The following is a 16,906-nucleotide window of genomic DNA, read 5'->3' on the forward strand; positions in this document are numbered from 1 at the left end:
CAGGATGGCTGACCGGGCCACCCCGCGCACGCGCACATGCGGCCGAACCCGCTCAGGATTTGCGGCGAGCCTCGCGGCGGGCGGCACGCAGCGCCTCCAGCTTCTCGCGCAGCTTCAGCTCCAGTCCGCGCTCGACCGGCTCGTAGAACACGGTACCGTCGAGGTCGTCGGGCAGACATTGCTGGTCCAGCGCCACGCCGCCTTCGGCATCGTGGTCGTACTGGTAACCCTTGCCGTAACCGAGCCCCTTCATCAGACGGGTCGGCGCGTTGCGCAGGTGCATGGGCACCTCCAGCGTGCCGGTCTCGCGCACCACGGCCCGGGCCTGGTTGAACGCCTTGTAGGCGGCATTGCTCTTCGGCGCCACGGCGAGCCAGATGGCAAGCTGCGCCAGGCCCAGCTCGCCCTCGGGCGAGCCCAGGCGTTCGTAGGTGTCCCAGGCATCCAGCGCCATGCGCCATGCGCGCGGCTCAGCCAGACCAACATCCTCCACCGCCATGCGGGTCAGGCGACGGGCCAGGTAGAGCGGATCGCAGCCACCATCGAGCATGCGGCACAGCCAGTACACCGCCGCATCAGGGTCGGACGAGCGCACCGATTTGTGCAGCGCCGAGATCTGGTCGTAGAACTGCTCGCCGCCTTTGTCAAAGCGACGGGTGCGATCGGCCAGCACCTGGGTTAGGGTGGCCTCGTCGATGCGCTGGTCCTCGGCCAGTTCGGCGGCGATTTCCAGCAGGGTCAGCGCCCGGCGCACATCGCCGTCCGCCGCCTGGGCGATGGTGTCGAGGGCATCGCTGTCCACCTGCAGCTCCAGCTCGCCCAGTCCCCGCTCGCGGTCGACCAGCGCCCGCGCCAGGGCGGCGGCGATATCGGCTGGCGACACCGCTTCGAGCACGTGCACGCGACAACGCGAAAGCAGGGCCGAGTTGAGTTCGAACGACGGGTTTTCGGTGGTCGCGCCGACAAACAGGATCACGCCCTTCTCGACATGCGGAAGGAACGCGTCCTGCTGCGCCTTGTTGAAGCGGTGGACCTCGTCCACGAAAAGGACGGTGCGGCGTCCCTGCGCGAAGTTGGCTTCGGCTTCGGCCAACGCCTTGCGCACCTCGGGCAAGCCCGAGAGCACGGCCGAGATGGCGCGGAAATCGGCATCGGCATAGCGGGCCACCAGCAGTGCGAGGGTGGTCTTGCCGCAACCGGGCGGCCCCCACAGCACCATGGAATGGATGCGCCCGGCTTCCAGCGCGCGGCGCAGGGCCCGACCGGGCCCGACCAGGCGCTGCTGGCCGACGATTTCATCCAGTGCATGGGGGCGCATGCGCTCGGCCAGGGGCTTCAATGCATCGGGCTCGCCGAAAAGACCCGGCATGTGGTTCGAGGTAGTGGGATGCATGCCCCATCATAAATCGAGACCGGCGACTAGGATGGCCCTGATGGTATTTCGGGGTAATCTTGCCCGAAGCTTGCGCCACTATCTTATGCGCCCATCGAACATGGTTCCCAGCTGGAAGGTGATGGCAGACGCGATGGAGTTGCAGCACCGAAAGCAGCGAACTACCGCCCTGCCTGTGGCACAGGAGCCTGCCCCGTCCCATCGCAACCATGCCGGCTCCCCGGCCACGCGCGCCGTCTCGCTGGCCCGGTGTGCGGCCTGGGCCCTGTTGCTGCTACTGACCATCGCCACCGCGACCGCGCATGCGAAGAACAGCGTCTGGACCCCGTTCATCAGACCCAGGTTTGCGCATATCGGCATCGCCCAAGGGCTACCCGACTCGATCACCACAGCGCTGGCGCAGGATCGGCGTGGCCTGATCTGGATCGGCACCATGGGCGGTCTGGTCCGTTACGACGGCTACCGCATGCAGGTGATCGAACCGACCGCCCACGATGACTCCGGACTGCACGACGCCTATGTCCGTGCACTGCTGCCGTTGCCCGATGGCGGCCTGCTGGTCGGCACCAATACCGGCGGCCTGAGCCGGCTCGATCCCGCCACGGGCCGCTTCCACACCTATGCGCTGCGGGTCGACGGCAGCCTCGACGGCAAGATCTACGGGCTAGCATCGGATCACGCCGGCGGCGTGTGGATAGCAAGCAACGACGGGCTGGATCACCTCGACCTGCGGCACAACCGCATCACCCACGTCGCTACCGGCGCGCAGTTGTCGCAGCGCAATTTCTGCGTCTACCAGGACCGCGCCGGCAACCTGTGGCTGGGCAACAACCGCGGCCTGTTCGTGCGCCGCGCGGGCTCCACCCGCTTCGTCCGCCCGCCGCATCCGGCCGGCGCGGTGGATACGGTGCTCGACGACGAGATATGGGCGATCAGGGAAGACCGCGAAGGGCGCCTCTGGGTCGGCAGCGTGCAGGCCGGCGCGGTGTACCTCGATGCCAAGGGAGACTGGCATACGCTGCCCGGTTTCAGCGGCTACAAGGGGTTGGCACGCCAACCGACGGTGCGCGACTTTCTCGAAGTGGGCGACACCATGTGGATCGCCACGGACGGCAGCGGCGTACTCACCTACACGCCCGGTGCATCGTCGCTACATCGGATCGACCACGACCTGACCCGGCCTTCCTCGCTTCCGGGCAACTCAGTGCGCGACCTGATGGAAGACCGCTCCGGCAATATCTGGGTGGCTACCGATCTGGGCGTGGCCCGGCACGACACCCGCGCCGGCACCGCCTTCGCCATCCTGCCCGGGCTGCATTCCAGTCTCGGGCTGGCGAACAACAACGTCCGCAGCATCCACGTGGATACGCGTGGACGGATCTGGCTTGGCCTGGCCGCCGGCAAGATCGACGTGATCGATCTGCATGCAGGCGACATACGACACCTGCAGCTGCAGGGCCGCCAGTTGAGACGTGACGTCCAGACACTGACCGAATCGCCTGATGGCTCGATCTGGGTGGGTACGCTGGGGGTCGCCAGGATCGACCCGGACCACTTCTCGATCGAGGACTCGGCGATTCCCGCGCTTGATGGCAAACCGGTCCTCAGCCTGCTGAGCCGGGGCGACGATCTGCTGATCGGCACCTACGAAGGCGCCTACCGCTACAACCTCCGCACCCGCGCCCTGCACCACTTCACGCATGAAAAGCACACGCCAGGCAGCCTGCTCAGCAACGTCGTCCGGCAGATCGTGCCGATCGGCAAGCAGATCTGGTACGTCACCACACGCGGCATCAGCATTGCCGACAGCGTGACCCAGGAAAGCGGCTTCCAGAACGTGCAGCACACCCCCGGCGATCCCAGTAGCCTTCCCGGCGACACGGTCAGCGCGGTGACGGAGGACGACGACGGACGCCTCTGGGTAGGTGCCTACGACGGCATCGGTGTGATCGACCATTACAGGCCGGGCGAGCCGCTGCGCTTCCGCCAGATCGATCTGCAGCAGGGCCATGCGAACCGCCACGTCAATGCCGCGGTAGCCGATTCGCAGGGCCATCTCTGGCTGGGCATGCTCAACGGGCTGGCACGGGTCAGCGGACAGACCGGTGAGGTCCGTTATCTCAGCACGCGCGATGGGCTGCACACCACCAGCTACATCTATGCCGCGGCGGCGCGTTCGCTCGATGGTGCCCTGCTGTTCGGAAGCCTCAACGGCCTGACCGTGATCCGTCCGGACTGGCACCCGTCCAGCCCCAACCCGCCTGCTGACCTGGCCGTTACCCAGGCGGTCGAAGGCGGCCGCCCGGTCCCCTCCGGCGACCTTCCCGCCCCCGGTCATCCGATCCGGCTGGGGAAGAAGCGCAGCATGGAGGTCGACTTCGCCCTGCTCGACTACCGCTCGGTATCCAATACCTCCTACAGCTACCGCATGAAGGGACTGGACGAAAGCTGGACCCACATCCCGCGTGGCGGCCTGCCCATCGCGCTCTACAACTACCTGCCCTTCGGCAACTACACCCTGCAGCTGCGGGCCACCACGCACAGTATGCACACGCGCACGGTGGAAACCAGTATTCCGATCATCGTGCCCTCCCGCTGGTATGAAAGGGACTGGTTCAACGCCTTGCTGGCCTTGCTGCTGGGTGGCCTGGTGCTGGGCATGGTGCACCTGCGCACGCTCTACCTGCGCAAGCAGTCCATACGTCTGCAACGGCAGGTCGATGACCGCACGCGCGAACTGCAGGTCGCCAACCAGCGGCTCGCCGAACTGGCCAGCACCGATCCACTGACCGGGGTCTACAACCGGCGTAGCTTCCTGGACCTTGCGGAGAACATCCGCGAACACACCAGCGACGGCAATGCCTGCATCGTGCTGCTCGATCTGGATCACTTCAAGCAGATCAACGACACCTACGGCCATCTCGCCGGTGATGCGGTGATCCGCCACGCCATCAACTCTATCCTCAGATACTGTCGCCAGACCGATCTCGTGGGCCGCTACGGTGGCGAGGAACTGATCGTCTGCTTGCCCAACACCACGCGCGAGTCCGGCCTCCAGTTCGCCGAGCGCATCCGTGCGAACTTCGCCGCGAGCAACACCCGCCACGAAGATGTGATGATCCGCTCGACAGCCAGCTTCGGCGTAGCCGCCTATCACAGCGGCGAGTCACTGGAGCAGTGGATTTCGCGCGCCGACCACGCGCTGTACCAGGCCAAGCACGCCGGCCGCAACCGCAGCCTCGCCGCATCCTGAAACAGCGCCCCGTACTCCCGCCCTGGTTCAGGCCGTCCGCCCTAGGAACAGGTGGCGGTAAAGCGCATACACGACGCCGACCACACCCGTGATGGTGGCCGGAATCAACAATACCCGTTCGCGCATCAGGGCATACCCGAAGGCGCCCAGCGCCGATCCGGCGATGAAATTACCCGCCACTAGCAGGCAGACATGGATACGCAGCATGTCCACATCGACGCCACGCAGACGCTGCCCGATGTAGATGCCGAGGTCGGTGAAGATGCCCGACACATGTGTCGTGCGGAACGTGGCGCCGCTATAGGTGCTGACCATGGCGTTCTGCAGGCCGCAGGCACCGACGGCTAGATAGATGCCCACGACATTGTGGCGGTGGATCAGCGAGGTGGCAGCAAACAGCAGCAGCGATTCGAGCACCAGCACCACACCGTAGCGGCGACCGAGCTCCAGCGTCCGCTGCTGCACGATGAAACCACTCGATGCCGCCCCGACCAGAAACGACAGGATGGTCAGCCCCCAGTGCAGCACCTCGCCCACGTCGCCCCGGGCCAGCGACATGCCGAGCTGGGTACTGGTGCCGGTGAGATGACTGACCGGCTGGTGCCGGAAACACAGGTAACCCACGGCATTGATGCTGCCGGCGATCAGAGCCAGCAGGCCACCGCCGAACCAGGCCCAGCGCGGCAACTGACGCAGGATCGGCATGAAGCGTCAGTCTTTCAGCGGCTGCGTGGTCAGCACCGGCACATCGCCGATCACGTCGGCATCCTTCGGCGGCATGAAGCTGAAGGTCTGCGGCGGAATGGCCACGTTGCGCTTCAGGTCCGAGAACCGGATGTCAGTGGTCGAGCCAAGCTGGTCCCGGAATATCATGCGCGCCAGCCCGTGGGCATCGAACCCGAGGTCGGCGAAGGCGAACTGCGGGTCCTTCGCGGTGGACGTCAGCCGCAGCCATTGCAGGCCATCGCGCTCGCCCTCCTCGGTCACCTTGAAGCTCTTGTCGAGCAGCGAGACATCGGTCAGCACCGTCAGCGGGCTGTGTGCCTCCTCGACACTCTGCTTGCGCACCGTGACCTGCTCCAGCGACGGGTCGTACAGCCAGACGCGGCGACCATCGGCCACGATGACCTGCTTGTACGGGGTCTGCGTGTCCCAGCGGAACTCCCGCGGCGCTTCCAGTGCCAGGGTGCCGGAGCTGGTCTGGCCCGACTGGCCATCGGCATTGGTCAGGGTCTGGGTGAAGTGCCCGGTCAGCGAATGCAGGCCCTTGGCGAAGGCGTCCAGGCGCGCGCGCGCCGGGCCGGCCGACTGGGCCAGCACCGCGAGCGGGAAGAGACATGCGGCAACGACGATCGGTAGACGTTTCATGGTAACCAGGGGGAAGTGCGGTCCGTGCATTGTAAGCGCTGCGGCTTAACCGATCGCCCACCGGCGCCGGCCCTGCCCGCCAGGCTCAATGCTTGGGCGGGGGTGGTGCCAGCACTTCGCGGTTACCGTTGTGCTGCGGGGCGCTGACCACGCCTTCGGCCTCCATCTGCTCGATCAGCCGCGCGGCGCGGTTGTAGCCGATGCGCAGGTGCCGCTGCACGCCGGAGATCGAGGCGCGCCGGGTCTGCGTGACGATGGCCACGGCCTTGTCGTACAGCACCGCATCGGCGTCGCCGCCCTCTTCGCTGTCCTGCGGCAAGCCCGACTCATTGATGAACTTGCCGTCGGCGGTGGCCTGCACTTCCTCGAGCACACCCTCGACGTACTGCGGCTCGCCCTGCGCCTTCAGCCAGGCCACCACGTTGTGCACCTCGTGGTCGTCGACGAAAGCGCCGTGCACGCGTTCGGGCGTGGCCGTACCCGGCGGCAGGTAAAGCATGTCGCCATGACCCAGCAAGGCCTCGGCGCCGGACTGGTCGAGAATGGTGCGCGAGTCGATCTTGCTCGACACCTGGAAGGCGATGCGGGTGGGGATATTGGCCTTGATCAAGCCAGTGATCACGTCCACCGACGGGCGCTGCGTGGCCAGCACCAGGTGCACACCGGCGGCGCGCGCCTTCTGCGCCAGGCGGGCAATCAGCTCCTCGACCTTCTTGCCGACGATCATCATCATGTCGGCGAACTCGTCGATGATGACCACGATATTGGGCAGCGGCTCCAGCGGCTCGGCCACCAGGTTCGGCATCTCGGGATTGGGACGGAACAGCGGGTCCAGCAGCGGCTGCCCCTTGTTCTCTTCTTCACGGACCTTCTTGTTGAAGCCGCCCAGATTACGCACGCCCACGCCGGCCATCAGCTTGTAGCGGCGTTCCATCTCGGCCACGCACCAGCGCAGTGCGTTGGCCGCCTCCTTCATGTCGGTGACCACCGGCGCCAGCAGGTGCGGGATGCCCTCGTACACGGAGAGCTCTAGCATCTTCGGGTCGATCATGATCAGGCGAACGTCCTTGGGACTGGCCTTGTACAGCAGGCTCAGCACCATCGCGTTCACCGCCACCGACTTGCCCGAACCGGTGGTGCCGGCTACCAGCAGGTGCGGCATCTTGGCCAGGTCGGCCACCACCGGGCGTCCGCCGATGTCCTTGCCCAGCGCCAGCGCCAGCGGCGACTTCATCTGGTCGTACTTGTCCGAGCGCAGGATCTCCGACAGGTAGACGATCTGCTTGCGGGTGTTGGGAATCTCCAGGCCGATCACGTTCTTGCCCGGAATCACGTCGACCACGCGCACGCTGACCACCGACAGGCCACGCGCGATGTCCTTGTCCAGGCTGGACACCTGCGACCCGCGCACGCCGGCTGCCGGCTCCAGCTCGAAGCGGGTGATCACCGGGCCGGGATAGACGCCGACCACCTTGGCCTCGATGCGGAAATCCTTGAGCTTCAGCTCGACCTGGCGCGACAGCACCTCCAGGGTCTCTTCCGAATAGCCCGGCCCCTGCTCCGGCGCTTCGTCGAGCAGCGACAGCGGCGGCAATTCACCCGGCGCGGACGCTCCGGTGAACAGCGGGATCTGGGTTTCCACGCGGGCACGCTCGCTCTTCGCCACCGGTGCCACCGGTGCCTCGATGCGTACCGGCTCGCGCTTGGCCTGGCGTACCGCCTCGACCTTCTTGACCACTTCGCGCTCGGCGCGTGCCTGGCGCGCGGCCAGCCGGTCGGGCATGGCGCGCAGGCGGCCACCCAGCCATGCCGCCACCTGCAACACGGCCTGCCCGGTCCAGTCCATCACCTTGAACCACGACAGCCCGGTGGCCAGCGTCACCGCGATCAGGAACACGGCCAGCAACAACAGCGGTGCGCCTTCGTGACCGAAGGCACGCCCCATGCCGTAGCCCACGGCATGCCCGATCACGCCGCCGGCACCTTCCGGGGCCATCGCGCTCTCGGGGAAATTGAGCGTGCACAGGGCCGGCGCAGTGAAGAAGAAGAACACCGACCCGGCCAGCCGCATCGACGACTCCCACGGGTGCGCGTTTCTCTCGCCGTGATGGCGCAACACCTGCACGCCAAGGAACAGCAGCAGCAGCGGGAAACAATAGGCCACGCCACCGAACAGGTAACGCAGCAGGTCCGCGACATACGCACCGACGGTGCCGCACAGGTTGTGCACCTGCGCCGATGCCCCCGCATGCGACCACCCCGGATCGGCGGGGTTGTAACTGGCCACACAGACCAGCAGGAACAAGGCCAGCGGCAGCAGCAGCAGCGCGCCGGCCTCGCGCAGGCGGCGCTTGAGCTCGTCGCTCAAGCCCGCCTTTTCCGTGTTTTTCCTTGCGTTTGCGCTACGCGGCACCGTGGTCGCTTTCCTCTTGAACCCGGGAGCGATTAAACCACGCCCTGCAAGGCCGGATGCACCAGCTTGCCGCCGTCCACGTTGATGCCCTTCTTCAGCGGCTCGAACTCGCGCCATTCATTGCCGCCCGCCAGACGCTGCACATACGGCAGGATCGCGGCCGAAATGGCCAGCGACGAGGTCTGCGGCACCGCGCCCGGCATGTTGGTCACGCAGAAGTGGGTCACGCCGTGGACGTCGTAGGTCGGCTCGGCCCAGGTGGTCGGACGCGAGGTCTCGAAGCAGCCGCCCTGGTCGATCGAGATGTCCACCACCACGCTGCCCTTCTCCATCGACTTGATCATGTCTTCGGTGAGCACGCGCGGCGCCTTGGCACTGGGGATCAGCACCGCACCGACCACCAGGTCGGCATCGCGCACTTCCTCGGCCACGCTGGATTCGTAGGCGTACAGGCCGGTGACGTTCGGGCCAAGCTGGCGCATGGCTTCCATGCGGTCCGGACGCTTGTCGAACACCACCACGTTGGCACCGGCCTCGGCCGCCAGCGCAGCGGCATTGCCGCCGGCGACGCCCGCGCCCAGCACCACCACCTTGCCGCGCGGCGTGGCCGCCATGCCGCCCAGCAGCTTGCCCTTGCCGCCCTGCGGACGATGCAGCAACGTGGTGCCGATCTGGGTGGCGATGCGACCGGCGATCACCGACATCGGCAACAGCAGCGGCAGCGCGCCGTTCTCTTCCACCGACTCGAACGCCACACCGGTCAGGCCGATGTCGAGCAGGCTCTTGGTCAGTGCCGGCTCGGCCGCCAGGTGCAGATAGCAGAACAGCAGGTGATGCTTCTTCAGAAGGGCCAGATCGCCGGCGATCGGCTCCTTCACCTTCACTATCAGCTCGCCCGCCTCGTACAGCGCGGCGGCATCCGGCACGATCTTGATGCCTTCCTTGATGTAGGCCTCGTCGGAGAAGCCGCTCTTCTCGCCGGCGCCGGCCTGGATGAACACCTCGTGTCCGCGACGCACCAGATCGGCGGCGGCGGCGGGAACGAGAGCGACACGCCCTTCGAGGGTCTTGGTTTCAGAAGGAATACCGATACGCATGGGGAAGCATCCTGTGGGATATGCACGTTGAAACGCCACAACGGCCGGGCCGCTGCAGTGGTATCGACCGCTGCGCCTTGAATCGGCTGCCGGACTTCCCCATTCTTTCGGGTTCCGGCGCTTTCCGGGCACGGAGGTAACCCCGCGCGACCGGGCAGCGAATGGCCGACCAGGCTGACAGCAAACCCAAGGATTATACGCATGAGCACCACCACCAAACACTGCCGCCTGCTGATCCTCGGCTCCGGCCCCGCCGGATACACGGCGGCGGTATATGCCGCCCGCGCCAACCTCAAGCCGACCCTGATCACCGGCCTGCAGCAGGGTGGCCAGCTGATGACCACCACCGAAGTGGACAACTGGCCGGGCGACGTGGAAGGCCTGCAGGGCCCGGCGCTGATGCAGCGCATGGCCGAACACGCGGAACGCTTCAACACCGAAATGGTGTTCGACCACATCCACAGCGTGGACCTGAAACAGCGCCCGTTCCGCCTGAAGGGCGACTCGGGCGAGTACACGGCCGACGCGATGATCATCGCCACCGGCGCCACCGCCAAATACCTCGGCATCGCCAGCGAGGAGAAGTTCAAGGGCAAGGGCGTGTCCGCCTGCGCCACCTGCGACGGCTTCTTCTTCCGCGAGCAGGAAGTGGTGGTGGTGGGTGGCGGCAACACCGCCGTGGAAGAGGCGCTGTACCTCTCCAATATCGCCAGCAAGGTCTACCTGGTGCACCGCCGCGACAAGCTGCGCGCCGAGAAGATCATGCAGGACAAGCTGTTCGAGAAGGCCGCCGCCGGCAAGATCGAGCTGGTCTGGAACCATGTGATCGACGAAGTGCTGGGCGACGACTCCGGTGTGATCGGCGTGCGCGTGAAGGACGTCAACGGCAGCGCCACCCGCGACATCGCGGCCACCGGCTTCTTTGTGGCGATCGGCCATACCCCCAACACCGGCATCTTCGAAGGCCAGCTGGACATGCGCGACGGCTACCTGAAGATCAAGAGCGGGCAGGAAGGTATGGCCACCATGACCTCGACTCCCGGCGTGTTCGCCGCCGGCGACGTGGCCGACCACGTCTATCGCCAGGCGATCACCTCGGCCGGCTTCGGCTGCATGGCCGCGCTGGACGCCGAGCGCTGGCTGGAGCAGCAGACGCCAGCCGTTTGATCCCGCCCACGGCCGGCGTGCCCGTACAGGCGCGCCGGCCACCCCATCACGGGACCACCACGGGACCGAGCACCACATGCCGCTGGCCGCACGCTTTCATGCCCGTATCGGGGAAATCCCCCAGGCCGACTGGGACGCCCTGCACGACGGCCGCTCGCCCTTCGTTGCGCATGCCTTCCTGCAGGCGCTGGAGCATGCCGGCTGCATCCGACCCGAATGGGGCTGGCAGGCGCACCATCTGGGCCTGTACGAAAACGGGCGACTGGTCGCCGCAGCCCCGCTGTACCTGAAGGGCAACTCGCATGGCGAGTTCGTGTTCGACTGGAGCTGGGCCGCCGCCTATGAGCGTGCGGGCGGCGACTATTATCCCAAGCTGCTCAACGCCATCCCCTATTCGCCAATTACCGGGCCGCGCCTGCTCGCGGGCGCCGGCCCGCTGGCGCCAGTCCTGCAGCGCGCGCTGATACAGGCCATGCGCGATGAGGCTGATCACCTGGGCCTGTCGTCCGTGCATGCCAATTTTCTTCCCGATACGGACGCCGAAGCGTTCGACGAGGACTGGCTGTGCCGCACCGACGTCCAGTTCCACTGGCATAACCTGGGCTGGCACAGCTTCGACGACTTCCTGGCTGCGCTCAATCACAAGAAGCGCAAAAACATCCGCCAGGAACGGGCACGGGTCGCTGCCACCGGTCTGCAGCTCGAATGGCGCGCAGGCCACTCGCTGGATCTGGACGAATGGCGCCGGGTCCATGCCTTGTACCAGGCCACGTTCGACGCCAAGGGCAACCATGCGGCACTGACGCCCGCCTTCTTCACCGGCCTGCGCGACATGGGCGAAACCGCGCAGCTGGCGCTGGCCCGCGACGGCGACACACTGGTCGCCATGGCGTTGTTCCTGCGGGGCACCGACACGCTCTATGGCCGCTACTGGGGTGCCATCGAGGAAGTTCCGGGCCTGCATTTCGAGCTGTGCTACTACCGCGGCATCGAATACGCCATCACCCACCAGTTGAAGCGCTTCGAGCCGGGTGCGCAGGGGGAGCACAAGCTAGCCCGGGGCTTCCTGCCGGTACGCACGCATTCGCGGCACTATCTGGCCGATGAAGGTTTCCGTTCCGCCGTGCACACCGCGCTGCTGCGCGAAGCGGAAGCCATCGACGACTACGCCGACGAACTGGCGTCGCATAGCCCCTACGCGGACCGTAGCCGATGATCCGGCTGCCTCAGCTGGATCTCGCCCGACCCGATGCGTTTCCAGACCCATCGCACGCGCTGGCCGAACCGAACGGACTGCTCGCCTTCGGCGGGGACCTCTCGGCTACACGCCTGCTGGCCGCCTACACGCGCGGCATCTTTCCCTGGTACGGCCAGGGGCAACCGGTCCTGTGGTGGTCGCCCGATCCGCGCTGCGTGTTCGACGTGGCCGCACTCCACCCCAACCGCAGCCTGCGCCGCATGCTGGCGCACAGCCCCTGGCAGTTCAGTGTCGACCACGCCTTCGGCCAGGTGATCGAGGCCTGCGCCGCGCCACGCGGAGACGACGACGGCACCTGGATCGTGCCGGACATGATCGACGCCTATGTCCGGTTGCACGCGCAGGGGCATGCCCACAGCGTGGAAGTCTGGGACGGCACACGGCTGGTCGGTGGCATCTATGGCGTCGCGATCGGCCGACTGTTCTGCGGCGAATCGATGTTCAGCCGCGAAAGCAACGGCTCGAAAGTTGCCCTGATGGCTCTGGCATCGTGCCTGCGCCGGTGGGGATACCCGTGGCTCGACGCGCAGGTGAGCAATCCCCACCTGCTGTCGCTGGGCGCACTCGAAATGCCACGCCAGATGTTCCTGGACCATGCCACCCGCTGTACCGGCATGCCGCCCGATCCGCAGGCCTGGCGCACGCAGCATCGACAACCGGTCGCGGCACTGCTGCCTGACGCCTGATCCGGCAGCGCGCTAGGCCAGCGCCTTCAGTTCGTCGTAGTGGCCCAGGAACAGCTCGACCAGTTGCGGGTCGAGCTGCTGGCCGGCGACGCTGCGCAGGTGATCGAGCACTTCATCTTCCGGCCATGCCGGCTTGTAGACGCGGGCACTGCTCAGCGCGTCCCACACGTCGACCACGCTGAAGATCCGGGCCGCCAGCGGAATGGCCTCGCCTCGCAGTCCCTGCGGGTAGCCCTCGCCGTCCCAGCGCTCGTGATGGCAGTACGGAATGTCCACGGCGTCGCGCAGGAAGTCGACCTGCAGCAGCATGTCGCGACCGATCCGCGGATGGGTCCGCATCACCGCGATTTCGTCGGCATCGAGCTTGCCCGGCTTGATCAGGATCGCATCCGGCAACGCCAGCTTGCCGATGTCGTGCAGCAGCGCGCCGAAACGCAGGTCGCGCAAGGCCTTGCCTTCCAGCCCGACCAGCCGCGCCATGCCCTCGGTCACGCGCATCACCCGGCTCGAATGGTCGCCGGTTTCCTTGTGACGGGCATCCATCGCGCTGACCAGCACCCGCAGCGACTGCTCGTTGCCCTCCAGCAACTTGCGGTTGACCGCGCTCATCCGGTGCACGGTATGCCCGATCATCCCGTACAGCATGACGCCCGTCGCCAGCACGAACAGCCAGCCCTTGGCACTCTGCAGCGAGGTCAGGTGACGCGGATTGTGCACCAGTGCATCCAGTACCAGGTCGGACAGCCAGATCCATATCGCGGAAATGACGACATAGGTGATGGTGGTGCGCAGTTGCGGACTGATTGTCAAGCTGAGGACCCTGAATCGTGTGCGCTGGTTTCGCGCATCCGCCCATTCTGCCATCGGGTCAAGGGCTTTCGACGTGGACTGCTTCGCGGTTTAGCCCGCTCGCGGCGCGTATTTGCGGGCGACGTAGGCGTCCAGCAGGCCCACGAATTCCGAGGCGATGTTGTCGCCGCGCAGGGTCATCGCCTTCTCGCCGTCGATGAACACCGGGGCGGCCGGCGCCTCGCCGTTGCCCGGCAGGGAAATGCCGATGTTGGCGTGCTTGGATTCGCCCGGGCCATTCACCACACAGCCCATCACCGCCAAGGTAAGGTTTTCCACCCCGTCGTATTTCAGCCGCCACAGCGGCATCTGTTCGCGCACATGTTCCTGCACGGTCTTGGCCAGCTCCTGGAAGAACTCGCTGGTGGTGCGGCCACAGCCCGGGCAGGCAGTGACCAGCGGGGTGAACGAGCGCAGTCCCATGGTCTGCAGCAGTTCCTGCGCCACGATCACTTCGCCGGTGCGCGACGCGCCGGGCTCGGGCGTCAGCGATATGCGGATGGTGTCGCCGATGCCTTCCTGCAGCAGCACCGCCAGCGCCGCGCTGGAGGCGGTGATGCCCTTGGAACCCATGCCCGCCTCGGTCAGGCCCAGATGCAGGGCATAGTCGCAGCGCCGGGCCAGGTCGCGGTACACCGCGATCAGCTCCTGCACGCCGGAAACCTTGCACGACAGGATGATCCGCTCATGTGCAAGGCCGATCTCCTCGGCCTTGGCGGCGGAGTCCAGCGCCGAACGGATCAGCGCCTCGCGCGCCACGTGCGAAGCGTCCCAGGGTTCGGCACGCTTCGCGTTCTCGTCCATCAGCACGGCGACCATGCTCTGGTCCAGCGAGCCCCAGTTGGCGCCGATGCGCACCGGCTTGCCGTACTGGATCGCCTTCTCGATGATCGCACCGAACTGGGCGTCGCGCTTCTTGCCGAAGCCCACGTTGCCGGGGTTGATGCGGTACTTCGCCAGGATCTCGGCGCAGGCCGGTTCCTGTTCCAGCAACTGGTGCCCGTTGTAGTGGAAGTCGCCCACGATCGGCACCTCCACGCCCATCATCGTCAGCCGCTCGGCGATGCGCGGTACCGCCGCCGCCGCCGCCGGCGTGTTCACCGTGATTCGCACGATCTCGGAACCGGCACGTGCCAGCTCGGCGATCTGCTTTGCGGTGCTGACCGGGTCCTCGGTATCGGTGTTGGTCATCGACTGCACCACGATGGGCGCTCCGCCACCGACGGTGACCTTGCCGATCTGCACGCCGACGCTGGCGCGACGCGCGGCCGGCTCGGCGGGACGCGGCTGCTGGGATGAAAGCTGGTTCATGGATCGATGACCGGAATGCTGCGGGCCACGGCTGGTGGCGATGCGCGCAAGGATAACCGATCCACCCTGCGGCACCGTGACACCCCGCCACCGCCAGAGTGGATCAGCGGCGCAGTGCCGCCAGCAGAAGCCTCTGTTGCAGGCGCTCGGACAGGTTCACGGGTGACTGCAGCTGCATGCGTGCCAGTGCGGCTTGCTCGCCCTCCGCCGCATCGCCGGGACGCAGCAGGCGTCGCAGCAGCCCGAGTCGACCGCGCCAGCTCGCGCTATCGGCCTGCAGTTGCTTGAGCACCGGCAACAGGCGCTGCTCCAGCGCATCGAAATCGCTGCCGAACGGGAACGCCGGCAGCCAGCCCTTGCTGCGCAGCGGCCCCAGCTGCTGCAGGTGCTCGGGCGTATGTCTGCGCCAGGCATCGGGAATGCGGAAGTCCAGCGACAGCTTGCCGTGCGCCTTGGCCTCGGCACTCAACGCATCGAGGAAACGCGCATCGGCCACGGCAAGCATCGCCGCCACGCATTCGGCATCGCTCTTGCCGCGCAGGTCGGCCACGCCGTACTCGGTCACCACGATGTCGCGCAGGTGACGCGGAATCGTGGTCTGGCCATAGTCCCAGCGGATATTGGTATGCACGCTGCCGCCGGCCTCGCGGGTCGCCCGCAGCATCAGGATCGAGCGCCCTCCGGGCAGCTCGTGCGCCATCGCCACGAAGTTGTATTGCCCGCCCACCCCGCTGACCACATGGCCGTCGTCCAGCGTGTCCGAGGCCACCGCGCCCAGCAGGGTCGCGATCATGCCGGTGTTGAAGAAGCGCGCGCCCCGCCGCTGCAGCGCGGCCAGCGGCTGGTGGTCGCCGTAGAGCTGGTTGACGTTGGAGACCCGGCACATGTCGATGGCATCGGGGTCCGCCGCCTCGACCTCGGACAGCCACTCGTACAACTCGCGACTGCCCAGGAAGAACGCACCGCGCAGGTAATGTCCACCAGGCACGTCGGCAGGCAGTCGCCCGACGGCTGCGGCCCGTTCCAGCGCCATGTTGTCCCAGCTGCGGCGCTTGAGGATGCCGGCACGCTGCAGGTGCATGAAGCCGTCCATCACCATCTCGCTGGCGCCGTACAGCCCGGTGACAAACGGCGTCAGCCCGCCGACGTGGCCTGCGACGGCATGGGTGGCGCCCTTGCCGTCCAGCGTCACCAGTGCCGCGCGCCAGGCCGTATTGTCCTGATGGCGCAGCAACAGCGCCTTGACCAGCGCGTCGGACAGCGCGCCGATGCCGATCTGCAGGCAGCCGCCATCCTTGACCAAGGCACTGGCATGCAGGCCCAGCGCGTATTCAGCCAGCCCCACCGGCTGGCGCGGCAACGCGAACAGAGGGGGCGACGAGGGCGGTGCCAGTTCGAGATCGAAGAAGTCCTCGGCCACCTCGGCATGACCACTCAGATAAGGCAGCTGCGGATGCACCACTGCCACGCACAGCGGCCGGGCCCGGCCGGCCGCCTTCTGCCGATCGAGGAAGTCCAGCGTCAGGTCCGGGTTGCACGACAGGCTGTAGCGCACGCCCGCCGGCGTCTCGCGCCGCGCCACCAGCTGCACCAGCAGGTTGATGTCCTGCTCCACCAGATCACGCGCCACGTGGGTGTAGTTCTGGCTGATGTAGCTGCACTGCGCACTGCCCGAGTGCAGCATCATGCCGGACTGCATGTAGAACTCGTGCACCGCCACGTTCGGCGGCAGGGCATCGCGGGCCTGGTCCAGCGCATACTGCGGATCGACGCAGTCGGCACCGAAATGCCGCTCCAGGAACGGCTCGAGAAAACGCCCCTCGAGCCCTGAACCCGGTTGGGGACGTGTCAGCGACAACGCGGTGTACAGCGTCATCGAGCGCCAGGTGTCGTCGCGCACCAGCCGGTAGAGCGCATTGAGCAGACCGTGCGGTTTGCCCAGTCCCAGCGGCGCGGCGATGCGCAGATCGGCGCCGAGGCGCTCGGCGATCAGCCGCGCGCAGGCCGAGGTGTCGGTCAAGCGTTGGTCCTGCAACATGCGGCGATCATGCCAGAAGCAGCGTGTGGGCCATGCATGCGTGATGTCCGTCCGCACGATTTCCCTCCGCATG

12 protein-coding genes are annotated in these 16,906 nt (G+C 66.8%); 4 read left to right on the plus strand and 8 right to left on the minus strand.

The features are described from left to right. Window positions 1–52 precede the first annotated feature (52 nt). Complete coding sequence (locus tag RA164_RS09280; protein WP_329740567.1) at window positions 53–1,393, minus strand: replication-associated recombination protein A; 1,341 nt, start codon at window positions 1,391–1,393, stop codon at window positions 53–55. 100 nt (window positions 1,394–1,493) lie between these two features. Here RA164_RS09280 and RA164_RS09285 point away from each other — a divergent pair, with 100 nt between their 5' ends. Then, window positions 1,494–4,646, plus strand: a complete 3,153-nt coding sequence (locus RA164_RS09285) for a diguanylate cyclase (protein ID WP_329740568.1) — start codon at window positions 1,494–1,496, stop codon at window positions 4,644–4,646. Between the two features lie 27 nt (window positions 4,647–4,673). On the opposite strand, the gene RA164_RS09290 is transcribed toward RA164_RS09285, so the two are convergent. From RA164_RS09290 to ald, 4 genes are all read right to left on the minus strand, one after another. Beyond that, a complete protein-coding gene (locus RA164_RS09290) occupies window positions 4,674–5,351 on the minus strand; it encodes a YoaK family protein (protein WP_329740569.1) in 678 nt (225 codons plus the stop codon). 6 nt (window positions 5,352–5,357) lie between these two features. Then, entirely contained in the window at window positions 5,358–6,014 is a 657-nt protein-coding gene (lolA, locus tag RA164_RS09295) for an outer membrane lipoprotein chaperone LolA (protein WP_329740570.1), read from the minus strand. An 85-nt stretch (window positions 6,015–6,099) separates the two neighbouring features. Beyond that, on the minus strand, window positions 6,100–8,427 hold the full coding sequence (locus RA164_RS09300) for a DNA translocase FtsK (RefSeq protein ID WP_329740571.1): 2,328 nt from the start codon (window positions 8,425–8,427) through the stop codon (window positions 6,100–6,102). A 32-nt stretch (window positions 8,428–8,459) separates the two neighbouring features. Beyond that, window positions 8,460–9,524, minus strand: a complete 1,065-nt coding sequence (gene ald / locus RA164_RS09305; protein WP_329740572.1) for an alanine dehydrogenase — start codon at window positions 9,522–9,524, stop codon at window positions 8,460–8,462. 201 nt (window positions 9,525–9,725) lie between these two features. Between ald and trxB the strand changes: the two genes are divergently transcribed. The 3 genes from trxB (at window position 9,726) to aat (ending at window position 12,635) form a co-directional block, all read left to right on the plus strand. Then, on the plus strand, window positions 9,726–10,691 hold the full coding sequence (gene trxB / locus RA164_RS09310; protein WP_329740573.1) for a thioredoxin-disulfide reductase: 966 nt from the start codon (window positions 9,726–9,728) through the stop codon (window positions 10,689–10,691). A 76-nt stretch (window positions 10,692–10,767) separates the two neighbouring features. After that, window positions 10,768–11,907, plus strand: a complete 1,140-nt coding sequence (locus RA164_RS09315) for a GNAT family N-acetyltransferase (RefSeq protein WP_329740574.1) — start codon at window positions 10,768–10,770, stop codon at window positions 11,905–11,907. Then, window positions 11,904–12,635 carry a leucyl/phenylalanyl-tRNA--protein transferase gene (aat, locus tag RA164_RS09320; RefSeq protein ID WP_329740575.1) on the plus strand — a complete coding sequence of 244 codons (732 nt, stop codon included), beginning with the start codon at window positions 11,904–11,906 and terminating at the stop codon, window positions 12,633–12,635. The genes RA164_RS09315 and aat overlap by 4 nt, the downstream gene beginning before the upstream one ends. Before the next feature lie 12 nt (window positions 12,636–12,647). Here aat and RA164_RS09325 read toward each other — a convergent pair whose 3' ends face one another. The 3 genes from RA164_RS09325 to RA164_RS09335 form a co-directional block, all read right to left on the minus strand. Continuing rightward, entirely contained in the window at window positions 12,648–13,445 is a 798-nt protein-coding gene (locus RA164_RS09325; RefSeq protein WP_329740576.1) for an HD-GYP domain-containing protein, read from the minus strand. Between the two features lie 90 nt (window positions 13,446–13,535). Then, window positions 13,536–14,795, minus strand: a complete 1,260-nt coding sequence (ispG, locus tag RA164_RS09330) for a flavodoxin-dependent (E)-4-hydroxy-3-methylbut-2-enyl-diphosphate synthase (protein WP_329740577.1) — start codon at window positions 14,793–14,795, stop codon at window positions 13,536–13,538. 103 nt (window positions 14,796–14,898) lie between these two features. Beyond that, on the minus strand, window positions 14,899–16,833 hold the full coding sequence (locus RA164_RS09335; protein WP_329740578.1) for an acetyl-CoA hydrolase/transferase C-terminal domain-containing protein: 1,935 nt from the start codon (window positions 16,831–16,833) through the stop codon (window positions 14,899–14,901). Between the last annotated feature and the right edge of the window lie 73 nt (window positions 16,834–16,906).

This window comes from Dyella sp. A6 (assembly GCF_036320485.1).
In the GTDB taxonomy this organism is placed as follows: Bacteria; Pseudomonadota; Gammaproteobacteria; order Xanthomonadales; family Rhodanobacteraceae; genus Rhodanobacter_A; species Rhodanobacter_A aluminiiresistens.